15 protein-coding genes and 1 tRNA gene are annotated in these 16,916 nt (G+C 62.1%); 14 read left to right on the forward strand and 2 right to left on the reverse strand.

The genetic code is table 11. The features are described from left to right. Positions 1-5 precede the first annotated feature (5 nt). The 13 genes from OEZ49_RS12565 to OEZ49_RS12625 all read left to right on the forward strand — a co-directional run bounded on the left by OEZ49_RS12565 (position 6) and on the right by OEZ49_RS12625 (position 12,751). Entirely contained in the window at positions 6-2,045 is a 2,040-nt protein-coding gene (locus OEZ49_RS12565) for an ABC transporter substrate-binding protein (protein ID WP_263388639.1), read from the forward strand. A gap of 60 nt (positions 2,046-2,105) precedes the next feature. Beyond that, the gene (locus tag OEZ49_RS12570) at positions 2,106-3,110 is read left to right on the forward strand and encodes an ABC transporter permease (protein ID WP_263388640.1); all 1,005 of its coding nucleotides are present in this window, start codon (positions 2,106-2,108) and stop codon (positions 3,108-3,110) included. 4 nt (positions 3,111-3,114) lie between these two features. Further along, positions 3,115-4,239, forward strand: coding sequence for an ABC transporter permease (locus OEZ49_RS12575; protein WP_263388641.1), 1,125 nt, complete (start codon positions 3,115-3,117; stop codon positions 4,237-4,239). Beyond that, positions 4,236-5,231, forward strand: a complete 996-nt coding sequence (locus OEZ49_RS12580) for an ABC transporter ATP-binding protein (protein ID WP_263388642.1) — start codon at positions 4,236-4,238, stop codon at positions 5,229-5,231. Before OEZ49_RS12575 ends, OEZ49_RS12580 begins: the two co-directional genes overlap by 4 nt. Beyond that, positions 5,228-6,214 (forward strand): ABC transporter ATP-binding protein, encoded by a 987-nt coding sequence (locus OEZ49_RS12585; RefSeq protein ID WP_263388643.1) that lies wholly within the window; start codon positions 5,228-5,230, stop codon positions 6,212-6,214. Before OEZ49_RS12580 ends, OEZ49_RS12585 begins: the two co-directional genes overlap by 4 nt. Before the next feature lie 148 nt (positions 6,215-6,362). Next, positions 6,363-7,388 (forward strand): type I glyceraldehyde-3-phosphate dehydrogenase, encoded by a 1,026-nt coding sequence (gap, locus tag OEZ49_RS12590; protein WP_263388644.1) that lies wholly within the window; start codon positions 6,363-6,365, stop codon positions 7,386-7,388. 50 nt (positions 7,389-7,438) lie between these two features. Next, positions 7,439-7,810, forward strand: coding sequence for a winged helix-turn-helix domain-containing protein (locus OEZ49_RS12595; protein ID WP_263388645.1), 372 nt, complete (start codon positions 7,439-7,441; stop codon positions 7,808-7,810). Positions 7,811-7,876: 66 nt separating this feature from the next. Then, complete coding sequence (gene modA / locus OEZ49_RS12600) at positions 7,877-8,629, forward strand: molybdate ABC transporter substrate-binding protein (RefSeq protein WP_263388646.1); 753 nt, start codon at positions 7,877-7,879, stop codon at positions 8,627-8,629. Positions 8,630-8,632: 3 nt separating this feature from the next. Beyond that, positions 8,633-9,325, forward strand: a complete 693-nt coding sequence (modB, locus tag OEZ49_RS12605) for a molybdate ABC transporter permease subunit (RefSeq protein WP_263388647.1) — start codon at positions 8,633-8,635, stop codon at positions 9,323-9,325. Next, the gene (gene modC, locus OEZ49_RS12610; RefSeq protein ID WP_263388648.1) at positions 9,322-10,404 is read left to right on the forward strand and encodes a molybdenum ABC transporter ATP-binding protein; all 1,083 of its coding nucleotides are present in this window, start codon (positions 9,322-9,324) and stop codon (positions 10,402-10,404) included. Before modB ends, modC begins: the two co-directional genes overlap by 4 nt. A gap of 76 nt (positions 10,405-10,480) precedes the next feature. After that, positions 10,481-10,556 (forward strand) — tRNA-Val (locus OEZ49_RS12615). Between the two features lie 349 nt (positions 10,557-10,905). Next, positions 10,906-11,640: a sulfite exporter TauE/SafE family protein gene (locus OEZ49_RS12620; protein ID WP_263388649.1), complete on the forward strand. Its 735-nt coding sequence runs from the start codon at positions 10,906-10,908 to the stop codon at positions 11,638-11,640. 583 nt (positions 11,641-12,223) lie between these two features. Next, positions 12,224-12,751: a hypothetical protein gene (locus OEZ49_RS12625; protein ID WP_263388650.1), complete on the forward strand. Its 528-nt coding sequence runs from the start codon at positions 12,224-12,226 to the stop codon at positions 12,749-12,751. A gap of 59 nt (positions 12,752-12,810) precedes the next feature. Here the strand turns inward: OEZ49_RS12625 and OEZ49_RS12630 are convergent, their stop codons facing one another. Then, positions 12,811-13,578, reverse strand: coding sequence for a sulfite exporter TauE/SafE family protein (locus OEZ49_RS12630; protein WP_397545664.1), 768 nt, complete (start codon positions 13,576-13,578; stop codon positions 12,811-12,813). Positions 13,579-13,721: 143 nt separating this feature from the next. On the opposite strand from OEZ49_RS12630, the gene OEZ49_RS12635 reads away from it, so the two are divergent. Continuing rightward, positions 13,722-15,416: an acyl-CoA dehydrogenase family protein gene (locus OEZ49_RS12635; protein ID WP_263388652.1), complete on the forward strand. Its 1,695-nt coding sequence runs from the start codon at positions 13,722-13,724 to the stop codon at positions 15,414-15,416. 53 nt (positions 15,417-15,469) lie between these two features. On the opposite strand, the gene OEZ49_RS12640 is transcribed toward OEZ49_RS12635, so the two are convergent. Further along, entirely contained in the window at positions 15,470-16,855 is a 1,386-nt protein-coding gene (locus OEZ49_RS12640; RefSeq protein WP_263388653.1) for a multicopper oxidase family protein, read from the reverse strand. Positions 16,856-16,916 lie beyond the last annotated feature (61 nt).

Below are 16,916 nucleotides of genomic sequence, written 5' to 3' on the forward strand. Positions count from 1 at the left end.
GTCTCATGAAACGCATTCTTCTTTGTGGTGTTGCAGCCATCGCCCTGCCGGGCGCGGCACTTGCCAATTGCCCGGCGGTCACTGTCGCCGACCCGATGGGCGTGGCTGCGGGAGCCAGTCCACAGCAATATGATCTGGCAGAGTTCCAGTCGGCCGCGGGCTGCACGATGGAGTTTTCAGAGAACCCGGCGATTGGTGATCTGAACGCCCGGATCAAGGGAAACCCGGACCTACCGCCGCTGGCTGAACGTCTACCCTCCGAGCCGCTGGTTGTCGCCCCCTATGACGGGATCGGCCAGTATGGCGGGGTGTTTGACGCCCTGTCCAACGCCACCGAGTCCGGCACCTCGGATTTCCTCTCGGTGCGTCACGTGAACCTGTTCCGCTATTCCGACGACCTGCAAACCGTGGTGCCGAATGTCGCCAAGTCCTGGGAATGGAACGATGATTTCACCCAGCTGACGGTGCATCTGCGCGCCGGTCACAAATGGTCGGATGGCGCTCCCTTTACCGCCGCCGATGTGGTGTTCTGGTATGACAACCTGATGATGGACACCAATGTCATGGCCGAGCCCAAGGATTACGCCCTGGCCGGTGGCAAGTCGATGACGGTCGAGGCTGTCGATGACACCACCGTCCGGTTCACACTGGAAGCGCCCAAGCCGGGCCTGATCGAAACCTTCTCGTTCACCTATGTGCAGCCCTTCCAGCCCAAGCACTTCTTTGGACAGTTCCACCCGGCGCTGGATGCCAACGCGGACGCCAATGCGCAGGCGCTTGGCTATGAAAACGGGTACGAACTGATCAAGGCCTATTACGGCAACTCGGACTGGATGGACACGCCCTCGCCGATGCTGACGGCGGGCGACAAGCTGGCCGGGTTGCCCAAGGACACTATGCCGACGCTGGAAAGCCATATCCTGGTGAAGGAAACCACCGAGGGTCGGCACTATGTTGCGAACCCCTACTTCTTCCAGGTGGATACGGTCGGCAACCAGCTGCCCTATATCTCGGAAATGGACGAGACCTATGTGGGTGACGAGGAAGTCCGCACGCTGAAGCTGTTGAACGGCGAGGTGGATTACAAATCGCAGGCGGTCAACCTGACCCAGGCGCCGGTGCTGCTGGAAGGCCAGGAAAAGGGCAACTACACCGTCGACGTGAAACCGGGCATCGCCAGCGCGACGCTCACCTTCAACGTCACCTCCGAGGATCTGGGCAAACGCGCCATCTTCAACGATGTGCGGTTCCGCGCCGCGATGTCGGTGGCGATCGACCGCGATCAGTTGAACGAGGTCGTGGCATTCGGTCTGGGCACACCGACGCAATATATCGGCTTCTCTCCCCGCCCCGAATTCATTGACGAGAAGTGGTCGAACCACGAGATCGCCTTTGACCCCGACCGCGCCCGCGCCTTGCTGGACGAGGTCGGTCTGGTCGACAAGGACGGCGACGGCGACCGCGATCTGCCCAATGGCGATCCCTTCGTTCTGGATTGGCAGTTCTCGACTCAGGCCAGTTCCTCGCAACTGGTGGAACTGATCGCGCAGAACTGGACCGATGTGGGCGTGACCACCACCATCAAGGAAGTTACTTCGGACGAGTACCGCTCGTCTCAATCGGCCAATACGCTGGACGTGATGATGTGGGGCAAGGGTCAGCCTGCCGGTTCGATTCTGGGCGATGGCGAGATTTGGGTGCCGCCGTTTGACGGTTACTTCGATGTGCGCACCGGCATGCTCTGGGCTGAATGGATCAGCGCGAACGGCTCCGCCGGGGTGGAACCGCCCGCATGGGTGGCCGAGCTCAAGGGGCATCTGGATACCTATCAATCCAGTGCGCCTGGCACGGATGCCTCGATTGCCGCCGCGCAGAAGATGGTCGAGATCATGACCGGCGAGCTTCTCTTCATCGGCACCATCAACGCCCCAGCCCCGGTCTATCACTCGAACAAGCTCAAGAACTTCCCCGAGTTCAAGACGCAGTCCTATGAGTTCTACCGGACCTATCCCTATCGCCCTGCCCAGTGGTGGCTGAGCGAATAAGGACGCCTCGGAAGCGGGCGGCACGGCTGCCCGTTTTCCCTTCTCTTCGACGAGGTCTCGATGCTTCATTTCGCGCGATTTGCCGCCACGCGGGCGGTTATGGCATTGATCACGCTGGTGATCGTGTCGCTGATCGTCTTTTCGCTGATGGAGCTGGTGCCCGGCGACTGTGCCGAGCGGTACCTCGCCTATAAGAACACCCAAGGGTCCGCCATCACGCTGGCCGATATCGCGGCCGAGCGCGCCCGGCTGGGGCTGGACCAACCGTTCCTGACCCGATGGACAAGCTGGCTTGCGGGTGCGTTCCGGGGCGATTTTGGCGATAGCTGCATCCTGCGCGTCGATATCGCGCAACTCTTGGGCGACAAGTTCTGGATCTCGCTCTGGATCTGTCTGGGCGCGCTGTTCGTGGCCTATATGATCGCCATTCCGATCGGCATCATTTCGGCCGCCTCGCGCAATCCGTACCTGAACAACTCGCTGCGCTTGGTCAGCTATCTGGGGCTGGCGATGCCGAACTTCCTGCTGGCGCTGATGGTGATGCTGATCTCGACCGTCTATTTCGGCGAGACGCTGACGGGCCTGTTTTCGCCCGAATACAAGGAGGCGCCCTGGTCGGTCGACCGGCTGCTGGACCTGTTGAAACATGCCTGGCTGCCGGTCTTTATCCTGGGTTGGTCGGCCACCGCCTTTGCCCTGCAAACCGTGCGCGCGTTGATGTCGGACGAGATTGGCAAGCTTTACGTCACCGCCGCCGCCGCGCGCGGGCTATATGGCCGGCGCCTGCTGTGGCGTTATCCGGCGCGGCATGCGCTGGGGCCGATCGTCAATTCGCTGGGTTTCGACCTCAACCGCATCTTCAACGAACTGCCCATCGTGGCGCTGATCCTGACCCTGACCGAGGCCGGGTCGTTGCTGCTCGAAGCCCTGGCGCGCTCGAACGACCAGCAACTGGCGGGCGCCATCATTTTCCTTCTGACCGCCTCGATCGTGACGTTGAACTTTGCCACCGACATCCTGCTGGCGGTGATCGACCCGCGCGTGCGCAAGAGCATCCTGAGGTGATCCGATGACTGTCCCAAGCCAGACCGCCAAGGAAGCCTATTTCACCGCCTCGCAGCGGCAGTTGATCTGGGCACGTTTCAAGAAACAGCGCGCCGCCATGGTGGCGGCCACCGTGCTGGTGGTGCTGATCCTGTCGGGCCTGTTCGCGCCCTTTCTGTCGCCCTATGACCCGACGGTCGCGGGGAGGGACAAGGATTACCTGAACGGCGCGCCGCAGGTACCGAAGTTCTGCGACAAGAACGGATGCTCCCTGCGCCCCTTCCTGCATACGGTCACCCGTGAACGCTCGCTTGCCACCAATTTCCGCTGGGTGGAAAAGGTGAACGAGGATGAACGGCGCTATGTGCAGTTCTTCGTGCAGGGCGACAGTTACAAGCTGTTTGGCTTCATCCCCGGCAACATCCATCTGTTCGGCATGGATCAGGGCTATGTCCACCTGTTCGGCACCGACAGCGCGGGCAAGGACATTTTCAGCCGCACCCTGCACGCGGTCTGGACCTCGCTTCAGGTCGGCACTTTGGGGGTTCTGATCTCTTTCGTGCTGGCGCTCGCCATCGGCGGGATCGCGGGCTATTACGGCGGCATGATCGACAGCGTGATCCAGATGGTGACGGACGCGGTGCGAACCATCCCCTCCATCCCGCTCTTCATGGCCATCGCCGCTTTCATACCGCCGGAATGGTCGGCCGAGACGCGGTTCTTTGTCATTACCCTGATCCTGGGGCTGGTCGGCTGGCCGACACTGGCGCGGCGGGTGCGCACCCACCTGCTGACCGAACGCAATCAGGAATACGTGCTGGCAGCCCAGCTGTGCGGCGCCTCGCCCAGCCACATCATCCGGCGCCACCTACTGCCCAGTTTCACCAGTTACATCATCGTCGATCTGGTGATCTCGTTTCCCTATGTCGTGCTCAGCGAAACGGCGCTCAGCTTCATCGGGCTGGGGCTCAAGGACCCGGTCAACAGCCTGGGCGTGATGTTGCAGAACGTGACCAAGGCCGACGTGTTGCTGAACTATCAGTGGTATTTCATCCCGGTCCTGTTCTTCATCGCGCTGGTCATGGCCTTTGTCTTTGTCGGCGACGGGCTGCGCGACGCGGCAGATCCCTATTCGGAGAGCCGTAAATGAGCCTGATCGACGTCGAGAACCTGACGCTGCAATTCCGCACCGACGAGGGGCTGATCACCGCGGTCGAGGAGGTGTCGTTTTCGCTCGCCCCGGGCGAGGTGATGGGGCTGGTCGGCGAAAGCGGCTCGGGCAAGTCGGTGACCGCCAAGGCGCTGATGAAGCTGAACGCCGCCAATGCCGTCTATGACCCCGCCACCCGGATCACCCTGCATCTGGACAGCGGGCCGGTGGATGTCATGTCGCTTAAACGCCCGCGCGACATGGAAATCGTGCGCGGCGGTGCTGTCAGCATGATATTTCAGGAACCGATGGCAAGTTTTGCACCAGCGATGACCATCGGCAGCCAGATGGTGGAACAGCTGCTGATCCACACCGATCTGAGCAAGCGCGCCGCGCGCGATCTGTCGATCGAGATGCTCGACCGCGTCGGCATCTCGGACGCGGCCAGCCGGTTCAACCAATACGCGTTCGAGCTGTCGGGCGGCATGCGCCAGCGTGCGATGATCGCCATGGCGCTGTCGACACGGCCCAAGCTCCTGATCGCCGACGAACCGACCACGGCGCTGGATGTGACCATCCAGGCGCAGGTGATCGACCTGATGAAGGATCTGGTGGCCGAGTTCGGCATGGGCATCATCTTTATCACCCATGACCTGGGCGTGGTGGCGCAGACCGCCGACAAGGTGGCGGTGATGTATCTGGGCCGCATGGTCGAACAGGGCCCGGTGCGCGAGGTGATCCGAAACCCGCGCCACCCCTATACCCGGGGCCTGATCGACGCGCTACCGCAACTGGACGATCTGGACAAACCCTTGATGCCGGTGCCGGGCGACATCCCCTCGCCGCTGGAACGGCCCGAGGGCTGCGTGTTCCACACCCGCTGCACCCGGATCATCGGTGACATCTGCCGCTCAGCGGTGCCCGGCTGGGCCGATACCGGTCCGGATCACCGCACCGCCTGCCATCTCTGCCATCAGGACACCGCCGCATGACCGAGGAACTGCTGATCGAGACCCGTGATCTGACGGTGGGCTTTCCCATCGGTGGGGGTCTTTTCAACAAGAAGACGCTCAAGGCGGTGGACGGGATTTCCATCGGCATCCCGCGCGGGTCTTTCTTTGGCGTGGTGGGCGAAAGCGGCTCGGGCAAGACCACGCTGGGCCGGGCACTGCTCAACGCGGTGCCGATCACCGGCGGCCATGCGAGCTATGACGATGGCGAGGTGCGCTATGACCTTTCCACCCTGTACGGCAGCGAGTTGAAGGACTACCGCAAGCGCGCGCAGCTCATCTTTCAGGACCCGTATGCCGCGCTCAGCCCGCGCATGACCGTGCGCGACATCATCGCCGAACCGCTTGAGGTGATGGGGCTGACCAACTCGCGCGAGGAGACCGACACCCGCGTCCGCGAGATTGCCGCAAAATGCCGATTGAACCTCGAACATCTGCGCCGCTTTCCGCATGCCTTCTCGGGCGGACAGCGGCAGCGGATCTCGATCGCGCGCGCGCTGGTGTCGGGGCCGCGTTTCGTGGTGGCCGACGAATCCGTCGCCGCGCTGGATGTGTCGATCCAGGCCGATATCCTGAACCTGCTGAAAAACCTCCAGTCCGATCTGGGCCTGACCTACATGTTCATCAGCCACGATCTGAGCGTGGTGGCCCATAGCTGTGACCATGTGGCGGTGATGTATCTGGGCCGGATCGTGGAAAGCGCGCCGACCCGCAAGCTGTTTGCCGCACCGCGCCACCCCTATACCAAGGCGCTGTTTTCGGCGATCCCCTCGCTTGATCCTGATGACCGGGGCCGAGCGCAAAAGCTCGAAGGCGAGATTCCCTCGCCCACCAACCAGCCACCGGGGTGCAAGTTTCACACCCGTTGCCCTCATGCGACGGAACTGTGCAAGACGCGTGAGCCCGTGTTGCAGGTCGAAGGCGATCACGCGGTTGCCTGCCATCGCTGGCAAGAGCTTCTATAGGCTGAAATTTTTCGCGATCCATCATCGCTAACGCCCCCTGACCGGCTCGGGCGGCACGTTACCCGTCTTAAAAAGCGGTTGCATTTTGCAACTGTTAGCGCTAACAGATTCTCAACTGAGCCAACCGGGCGCATGGATGGAGGACCGCATGACATTGAAGGTGGCAATCAACGGCTTTGGACGCATCGGGCGGGGGGTGCTCAGGGCGCTGGTCGAAAGCGGCGCCGAGGATATCGAGGTGGTTGCGATCAACGATCTGGCCAGCCCCGAGACCCTGGCGCATCTGCTGAAATACGATAGCGTACATGGCCGCCTTCGGGCACGGGTGCTGGTCGAGGGTGATCGCATGATCGTGGGTCGCAGCACCATCCGCCTGAGCGCGATCCGCAATCCCGAGGAGCTGCCCTGGTCCGATGTCGATATCGCCTATGATTGCACCGGTCTTTTCACCGAGCGTGACGCCGCCGCAAAGCACTTGAAGAATGGATCGAAACGGGTGCTGATCTCGGCCCCCGGCAAGGGTGCCGATCGTACGGTGGTCTTTGGCGTCAACGATCATGCACTGACCGCTGACGATCTGATCGTGTCGAACGCCTCGTGCACCACCAATTGCCTGGCGCCGGTGGCGATGGTGCTGGACCGCGCCTTTGGCATAAAGACCGGCTACATGACCACCATCCACGCCTATACCGGCGACCAGCCGACCCATGACACCGCCCATCGCGATCTCTATCGCGCGCGGGCGGCCTCGGTGTCGATGATCCCCACCTCGACCGGCGCGGCGCGCGCCATTTCCGAGGTGCTGCCGCATCTCAAGGGCCGACTCGAAGGATCGGCGATCCGGGTGCCCACCCCCAATGTCTCGCTGGTCGATCTGAGCTTTGTGCCCGAGCGTCCGGCTACGCGCCAGGCGGTGAATGCCGCCATCCGCGCCGCCGCCGAGGGGCCACTGGCCGGTATCCTTGCCTATGAAGAGGATCCGCTGGTCTCGGTCGATTTCAACCATGACAGCCACTCCTCGTGCTTTACCGCCGCCCAGACCAGCGTCACCGCGGACGGGCTGGTGCGGGTGGTCAGCTGGTATGACAACGAATGGGGCTTTTCCAACCGGATGCTGGACACCGGTCGCCGCATGGGTGCGCTGATGGCAACCCCTCAAAGGCTTGCCGGATAGAATAAGGACCGCTCTTGTCGCTGCCGCAAAAGAGCGGCAGACTCGGGCGCATGACCGACACCCGCCCTCAGCCTGTCCAGAAACTGCGCATCGTTTTCGACGAGGGCGAGATGGTCGGCCCCGGCAAGGCGGAGTTGCTGGAGCATATCCGCGACACCGGCTCAATCGCAGCAGCGGGCCGGGCCATGGGAATGAGCTATAAACGCGCCTGGCAACTTGTCGAGACGATGAACGCGATGTTTCGCACGCCGCTGGTTGTCCGATCGCGCGGCGGGGCGCTGGGCGGCAGCGCCACCCTGACCCAGACCGGCACGGCGGTACTGGCCGCCTATCGCGACTATGAGAGTGCCGCGCGCAGTGCTGGTCAGCCCCATGTCGACCGGCTGACCGCCCTCCTGCGACCAAAGGACAGGGACGTTTAGGTCTTGCGCCCATGCGGACACAGGGCGATATTTCCCTATGGACATATCGCTTGCAGGAGACCGTTCTTGCCGACCTTTTCCCCTCTGATCCGGGTCGCATTTTGCGCCCTGCTGCTGGCCGGCCCTGCCGCTGCGGATCAGATCACGGTTTTTGCTGCCGCCAGCCTGAAAACTGCACTGGACGAAGCGAGCGCCGGTTTCGAAGCGGAAACCGGCCATGAGGTGGTGGTTTCCTTTGCAGGGTCCTCAGTGCTTGCCCGCCAGATTGGCCTGGGGGCACCGGCGGATCTATTCATCTCGGCCAACAGGGAGTGGATGGACAGTCTGGAGGCGCAGGGCCATATCATCGCAACCTCGCGCCGCGACCTGCTTTCGAACCGGTTGGTGTTGGTGGGATCTCCCCGCCAAAAACCATCCGAACTGGCGCCCGCGCTGGCGCGCAATACCGGGCGGGTCGCGATGGCCCTCGTCGATGCGGTGCCCGCTGGCATCTATGGCAAGGTCGCGCTCAGCAATCTGGGCCTTTGGAGTCTCGTGGAGCCCCGGGTGGCGCAGACCGACAATGTCCGGGCCGCGCTGGCGCTGGTGGCTACCGGTGCAACGCCGCTGGGCATCGTCTATGCCACGGATGCGCTGGCCGAGCCGCAAGTGAGCATCATCGCCACCTTTCCCGAGGACAGTCACCCGCCAATCCGCTATCCGGCGGCGCTGGTTACCGGGCGTGTCACCGATCCGGCACGGGACTTTCTCGCCTATCTCTTCGGCCCCGAGGCACAGGCGGTTTTTGCCCGGCACGGGTTCCTGCCGGTCGGAAACTAGCCAATGGCGATGCTGGGCCCCGAGGAATGGCAGGCCGTGACCCTGTCTTTGAAGGTCTCCACCTGGGCCACGCTCCTGTCACTGCCTTTGGCGGTGCTGGCCGCGCATGCCTTGGCGCGCTGGCGGTTTCCCGGGCGGACGCTGCTGAACGGGCTGGTGCATCTGCCGCTGATCATGCCGCCGGTGGTCACCGGTTATGTACTGTTGATGCTCTTTGGTCCGGCGGGGTCCGTGGGAAGCGTGCTGCAATCCCTGGGTCTGACGCTGGCCTTCAACTGGGCTGGCGCGGCGCTGGCGGCGGCGGTCATGGGTTTTCCCCTGATGGTGCGCGCCATCCGCCTGTCGATCGAGGCAGTCGATCCCCGGCTGGAGCAAGCGGCGGCAACCCTGGGCGCATCGCGTGTCTGGGTTTTTGTGACCGTTACCCTGCCGCTGATCCTGCCCGGGCTGATCGCCGGGATAATCCTAGGCTTTGCCAAGGCGATGGGAGAGTTCGGCGCGACGATTACCTTTGTGTCAAACATCCCGGGCCAGACACAGACCATCCCCTCGGCCATTTACGCCTTTCTTCAGGTTCCAGGCGGTGAAACCGCTGCCGTGCGCCTTGTCACGATCTCGATCGTACTGGCGCTTGGGGCACTGCTGCTGTCGGAAAGTGCGGCGCGTTGGGCTGCCCGACGGGTGGGCGGAAAATGAAGCTGGATATCGAGATACATCAACCGATGGGCGCTCTGATGCTGGATGTGGCGTTTTCGGCGCCGCCCGGTGTGACTGTGCTGTTCGGACGATCAGGCAGTGGCAAGACCACGGTGGTGAATGCCGTCGCAGGGCTTGTAAAACCCGTCAGAGGGCGCATTTCGCTGGGCGATCAGGTTTTGCAGGACAGCGGCCAGGGTATCTGGTTGCCGCCCCACCGACGCCGCCTGGGGTATGTGTTTCAGGATGCCCGCCTGTTCCCGCATCTGAGCGTGCATCAGAACCTTGTCTATGGGCGACGTTTCGCCCCCCGCGGCAGTGCCGCCGAACCCGAAGCACGCGTGATCGAAATGCTGGGCATCGGCCCGCTGCTGCAACGGCGCCCGGGCGCGCTCTCGGGGGGGGAACGGCAAAGGGTGGCATTGGGTCGGGCATTGCTGTCGGCGCCCCGGGCCATTCTGGCGGATGAACCGCTGGCCGCGCTGGACGAGGCGCGCAAGGCCGAGATCCTGCCCTATTTCGAACGGCTGCGCGACGAGGTTGCGATCCCCATCCTCTATGTCACACATTCCGCGGCCGAAGTGGCCCGTCTGGCGACCACTGTTGTGGTGTTGCAGGACGGCCGGGTTGTCCGGCAAGGCACGGCGGCCGAAGTTCTGAGCGACCCGTCCGTCACCCCATTGGGCGCGCGCGCTGCCGGTGCCGTCTTGCTGGGCACCGTGGTAGCCCATCACGAGGATGGTCTTTGCGAACTGGACGCCCACGGGGTCCGCTTGTTCCTGCCCGGCACCGTGCATCCCGTCGGAACGGCGCTCCGCCTGCGCGTAGCAGCACAAGAGGTCATCCTGTCTCGCGCCAGACCCGATGGTTTGTCCGCCCTGAACATCCTGCCGGGGACAGTCGAGCAGATCCGTTCAGGCGAGGGCCCGGGCGCATTGGTGTCGATCCGCACTCAGGCAGGCACAGTGCTGGCAAGGATCACTCGGCGCTCGGCCGCCGCGCTGGATCTGAACGTTGGAACGGATTGTCATGCCGTTATCAAGTCGGTCGCAATCGCACCCGAAGACGTCGGCGGCTGATGGTGTTTGCGAATGACAGATTTTGGCCAAGTCCCCCTTGCGTCTGCGATCCGGCTTGGCTACATCCGCTCGGAAGGGGTGATTAGCTCAGTTGGTAGAGCGCTTCGTTTACACCGAAGATGTCGGGAGTTCGAGTCTCTCATCACCCACCAGCATTTCCTTTAATGATCGAACGCAGCCGCAGGGCGTAGCTGTTTCAACCGGCTGTGTTCGGCAGATAATCGTGCATGGCAAGCGCAAGTGCGGTGACTACCCGATGTCCGACAACCGACTCGAACGCTTGTTGTGAGGTCGAAGCTCCACAAAAGCGGGATTGGTAATCAACCTTGAATACCAGGCCCAAAAGTCGGAGGCTCAGCCAGATGCCGATGACGAGGCAGAACGGCACAGCGCCAAAGAAAAAAAGGGCAAGGCCAAGGTGCCTGGCGCTTCCGACCAAAGCCGACGAGTGATCGGCGGCACTTCAGTCGGGAAAACAGATTTGGGGCAAGGGGCACTCATGTGGAAGAGGGACTGGTAATGGCCTTTGTGGCCTTTGCGGCGGGAGGCCTGCTGAAAGGTGCGATTGGTGCGGGCACTCCGGTAATCGCCGTGCCCATCATGTCGATCTACTATGGCGTCCCTTTCGCGGTGGCGGTGTTCGCATTACCGGCCTTTCTGTCCAACCTGTGGCAGCTCTGGCGGTATCGCGCCCAGTTGCCATCGCGCCGCTTTGTCCTGACTATGATGGTATCCGCCGCCGCAGGTGCGTCAATCGGCAGCCTGGCTCTGGCCAGCCTGCCATCGCGATTGCTGATGGGCTGCGTCGCGGCAATGGCGCTTGTGTATGTGGCGTTTCGTCTTGCGCGGCCGTCGTGGCAATTACCCTGGAAAACGGCCGAAAAGGTTGTCGGCCCGGTGGCTTTGACCTCGGGTGTGTTACAGGGAGCCGCGGGAATCTCGGCCCCCCTTTCGTTGACCTTCGTCAGTTCATTGGGGTTGGAACGCGCCGCGTTCATCGCCACCATATCGGCTTTCTTTCTGTCGATGTCGGTGCTTCAACTTCCGACCCTTTGGACATTGGGGATTCTGACCCCACAGAGGCTCGTCATCAGCGCGGTCGCGTGTTTGCCACTGTTCGGAGCCATGCCGATCGGGGCATGGTTGGCACGATTTGTCGATCGACGCAGTTTTGACCGGATTGTACTGATTTTGCTGACAGTCGTGGCCTTACGCCTATTGATCGAAGCCCTCTGAAGAAAAGCCCGGTACCATCTCTGGCACCGGGCGTCAGAACTTGAAAACGCTTTTCGGCTGCCACCACTCACACTTAATCGCAGCCCTATCTAAGAATAGTCTAAGACTTTGGCCGCGAGTGTCAACATGAGACCACCAAGTTGGAGCCAGTAAATTGAAATGTAAAAGGTTGCGCAAAACTGCAATCTTGGTATTCAACCGACTGGCTAGATTGAAACATCCTTAGAACCTGAAAACTGGTACTCTATGTATAAAATCTCCAAATTGGCAGAACTTCGCAAACTCGTGCACGGCATGGAGCGGTCTCTTGGGCTGCAGGATCTAAGCCCGGTAGAGCGGGATCTGTACTATGCGGCAAGCGAGCTTTCCGAAGACTATAGGCAAGTCCGTACCGTTGGACTGATCGAACATTCCCTGTTGACGGACGTCTCGCGCCCGACATTCTTCCGGGCGCTGAGATCTCTTGTCAGCAAGGGCTACCTGTCGCAATGCGCGTCGGCGAACCGAGGGTGCTATGTAGTGAACCAACCCAGGTTCTGAACGCCTCGTGCCGGTACGTATGGGTCGCATGCAAGAGTTCCTAGTGGAAACCACGATTGCCTCTTCGGTGTACTTCCTTGCTGTGGCGTTCACCTTTCTGATCGTGATCCCGGTGCAGAACATCCTGTTCCCCGAATACCCCAGCCGCGCCAGCCTGCTTTTCCTTCCGCATGGCGTACGGGTGTTGAGCGCTTGGTTGATGGGTTGGCGGGCAATTCCCGCCTTGCTGCCTGGTGTGATCGCCGCATTTACCTATGTGGCGGGATGGGACGCATTCCTGCCCAGTCGACTGGCAGCAATCGTTGTGGCGGTGAGCGTCGCCCCCGTTACCTTCTTTGCCCTGAGAGCCGCAGGTTGGAACCTGTTTCCCTCTGTCGGGCGATCCCCCTGCTGGATCTGCATTTTGGTGGTCGGTGCACTAACATCAGTCCTGATGTCCGCCCTGACCAACCTTGCCTTCGGAACCAGCGCGGTTGAATTCGTGGCCTATCTGATCGGCGATATGTCCGGCCTGTTCTTCGGGTTGCTGGCGCTGATCTACCTGTTTCGGTTGGTCGATCGCGCGCACTGAGCGTATTTCGCGATCCTGACCCGATGGGCGTTCCGCCACCGGCGTTGTCAGCCTATTGGCTAGCCGACCAATGCCCGCCGCAAGAGGTTGAGGCCCGCGACCAGAAGCACCAGCAAGGTGATCTTACGGAACATGACCTGGTCGATCCGGTCCTGGACCATCCCTCCGAACCACATGCCAAAGACCGCGGGAACCACCAGGAAACACGAAAACAGCAACGTTTCGGCCCGCAGGATTCCGGACACCAGATGAGCGCCAACCAAACCCAGCGCACCTAGGCCGTATATGACGCCCTGGATCCGCATCTGATCCCGCTTTTCCGTGTTCAACGCGGTCAGATATGCGACCGTGGGCGGCCCCCAGACACCGGACATGCCGCCAACAGCCCCGGCCACGGCCCCCACGCAAGCTTCCACCGGAAGCGATTGCCGCGACAGGGTGAAGCCCAGCCCAAGCAGTTGCATCCCTGCAAACAGAACCACCGGAACCGCGATCATCAGCAGGAAGGTTTCCGGCGCGACCTGGGTAACCAATTGAGCACTCAGCACAAGGAATACGAAGCCCACGATCAGGAACACGCGAAAGCGTTTCACGGAATCCATTGCCGCCGATGTACCCTGTCGCAAGGCCTGGATACCGTTGGTCACAAGGGTCGGCATGATCAAACCTGCCAGAGCCCAGTCTGGCGGTAGCACCATGCTGAGGCCCGAAATCGAGATCATCGGCATGGCAAAACCGACCATGCCCTTGATGCAACCGGCCAGAAGCACGATCACAACGGCAAGGACCCAGTCTTGCAACGAAAGCAGGTCGAGAATGCTCATCATACCCCCTCATAACACTCTGAACCGGCGCTGCACTGCAAAATTTCAAACGCAACATTGAAACGTTTTAAGGGTAAATCGCGCATTTTTGTTGCGCTGCATGTGCAAAATGGTATGACCGGACGGACCACGAGAGGATGTGATTCATGGCCCATGACGGACAGGACCCGATGACGATGACCACGCAAACCGTTCTATTGCCCGACCTTCTGCGCCTGACCGGCGCGGCGCTTGCCCCGGTGGATGCGCTGTTCGAACGCGCCCGCGATTCTGTGCGCGAGATGGTGAGCGAAGGCGGCCGCGTGTCCGGGGCCCTGATCGACGCCAACCAGACCGCCGCGCATGGTCTGTCCTGGCTGGCCACCTATCAGCAATCGCTGCGCCAGATGCAGCGCTGGGCCGAGGCGTTGCAGGCCGAGGGCAAATTCGGCGAGATCGAGCAATTGATCCATCAGATCGCCTTTGGCGAATACCTCTGGCAGATCTATGGCGGCATCCAGATGAACCAGGGCGAGGTCGTGCGGCTTCAGGATCTGGGCCTGACCCAGGACGACGCCCGCGGCCTGATGGCGCCCGAGGTGATGACGCTTTGCGACAAGGGCAACACCCAGGCCGCGCGCACCCGTCTGGTCGAGCTGATGCAGGAACAGGCCGGCGCCACCATGTTCGGCGCCTCCGGTCTGGACGAAGAACTGGAGATGATTCGCGACCAGTTCCGCCGCTATGCGGTGGAAAAGGTCGAACCCTTTGCCCATGACTGGCATCTCAAGGACGAGCTGATCCCGATGGAGGTGATCGAGGAACTGGCCGAGATGGGCGTGTTCGGCCTGACCATCCCCGAGGAGTTCGGCGGCTTTGGTCTGTCCAAGGCCTCGATGGTGGTGGTGTCCGAGGAACTCAGCCGTGGCTATATCGGTGTCGGCTCGCTGGGTACCCGCTCCGAGATTGCCGCCGAGCTGATCATCGCGGGCGGCACCGACGAACAAAAGGCCAGCTGGCTGCCACGTATCGCCAGCGCCGAGATCCTGCCCACCGCCGTCTTTACCGAGCCGAACACCGGCTCGGACCTTGGCAGCCTGCGCACCCGTGCGATCAAGGACGAGAACGGAGATTACAAGGTCACCGGTAACAAGACCTGGATCACCCATGCCGCGCGCACCCATGTGATGACGCTCTTGGCGCGCACAGATCCCAACACCACCGATTACCGTGGCCTTTCCATGTTCCTGGCGGAAAAGACGCCAGGCACCGATGCCGAGCCCTTCCCCACCCCCGGCATGACCGGCGGCGAGATCGAGGTTCTGGGCTATCGCGGCATGAAGGAATACGAGCTTGGCTTTGACGGTTTCCACGTTAAGGGCGAGAACCTGCTGGGCGGTGAAGAGGGCAAGGGCTTCAAACAGCTGATGGAGACCTTTGAAAGCGCCCGTATTCAGACCGCCGCCCGCGCCATCGGCGTGGCACAATCGGCGCTCGATATCGCCATGCAATACGCTCAGGACCGCAAACAGTTCGGCCGCGCACTCATTGCCTTCCCGCGTGTCGCCAATAAACTGGCGATGATGGCGGTCGAGATCATGATCGCGCGCCAGCTGACCTATTTCAGCGCCTGGGAAAAGGACCATGGCCACCGCTGCGACCTTGAGGCCGGGATGGCCAAGCTGCTGGGCGCCCGCGTGGCCTGGGCCGCGGCCGACAACGGCTTGCAGATCCATGGCGGCAACGGCTTTGCGCTGGAATACAAGATCAGCCGTGTGCTCTGCGATGCGCGCATCCTGAACATCTTTGAAGGGGCCGCCGAGATTCAGGCCCAGGTGATCGCCCGCCGCTTGCTGGGCTGATCCATCGTCAATGGTTTGAAAAGCCCGGCCTTGTGCCGGGCTTTTTTGTCGCCTCAGGTCACCCGCAGGAACCCGGTCAGCCCGGTCTTCTGGTGCTCGATCACATGGCAATGGAACGCCCAGTCACCCGGATTGTCGGCCACCAGCGCGATGTCGATCACCTCGTCCTTCAAAAGTAGCATCGTATCGGTCCAGAGCGGCGGCAATTTGCGCAGGCTGGAACGAAGCGGTACGAAGGCCAACCCGTGCAGGTGGATCGGGTGCAGATTGGGCGATTCGTTGCGCAAGCGCAGCACATGGGTCTTGCCGCGTTCCAGCACCGCCAGCGGACCGGTGCCTTCTGCTGCATCCCCGGGCCAGGGAATACGATTTATCGACCAGAAGCTGTAGCCCGGCGTACCACAGACCCCGTCATTGGGCGCGTTCCCCTCTGGCGTCCAGCCAAAGACGAACTCATGCATCTCAGCCCGTTCAAGATCCGGTTGGGACAGTGGATTCCGCCCCAGCGGTTTCAACTCGGCCATGTCGCGCTTGGGGCCGGAGCCAACAGCGCGCAACCCCGCCATCAGCCTAGGAGGCCGGCCGGGCAAATCGGCCATGAGACCAAGCTGCCGCCCCTCCTCCACCGGCATTGTCACTGCAAGATCGACTCGCTGACCGGGCGCCAACAACAGCGGCGCGCCCGCGCGCGGCACCGGCACCTCGACCGTAACCGGGTGCCCATCCCAAGCGATGATCCGCGCCGTGCCGCCATCGAGATATAGATTGTAGATGCGGGTCGTATCGGTATTGACCACCCGCAGCCGCACCAGCGACCCGGCGCCATGGTCATAGACCGGCCCCTGTCGCCAATTGGCAGTCTGGACATTGCCCATGGTGCCCCCGCGCGCCGCGCCTCGCGCTGTATAGTCGGGCAGGAAGGCATCCACCGCGTCCAGCCGGAAATCGCGCAGATTTATGACCTGTTCGGTGTCGAACCCCGGATCTTCGGCCTCGGCGATGACCATCACCCCGGTCAGGCCATGGGCCATCTGCTCCATCGTCATGCAATGAGGGTGATACCAATACGTGCCCGCATCGGGCGGGGTGAAGGCATATGCGAACCCCTCATCCGGGCCAATCGGCATCTGGGTCAGATAGGGCACCCCGTCCATCGCATTCGCGATCCGCAGCCCGTGCCAATGCATCGCGGTGTAGTCGTCCAGCGTGTTGCGGACAGTGAACCGCATCTCTTGCCCCTGCCGACCATAGAGAACCGGCGGCGGCGCGTCGGGCGACAGGCTGACCATGCCCGCGGTTCTCTGCTGGCGCAGCTGGTAGGTGGCAGGCTGGATGACCAACTCCTGCGCCCCGGGCGGGGCCATCGCGGACCCCAGACGCGCCAATCCGGCGGCTCCCAGTAGAGCGGCGCCTCCAAACAACAGATCGCGACGAAACATGCGACACCTCATTTCTAAAGATTGGGAAAGAGGCCGGGCTGTCGGTTGGCTGGACCTGTTC

The organism is Ruegeria marisflavi (genome assembly GCF_025673445.1).
Classification (GTDB): Bacteria; Pseudomonadota; Alphaproteobacteria; order Rhodobacterales; family Rhodobacteraceae; genus Ruegeria_B; species Ruegeria_B marisflavi.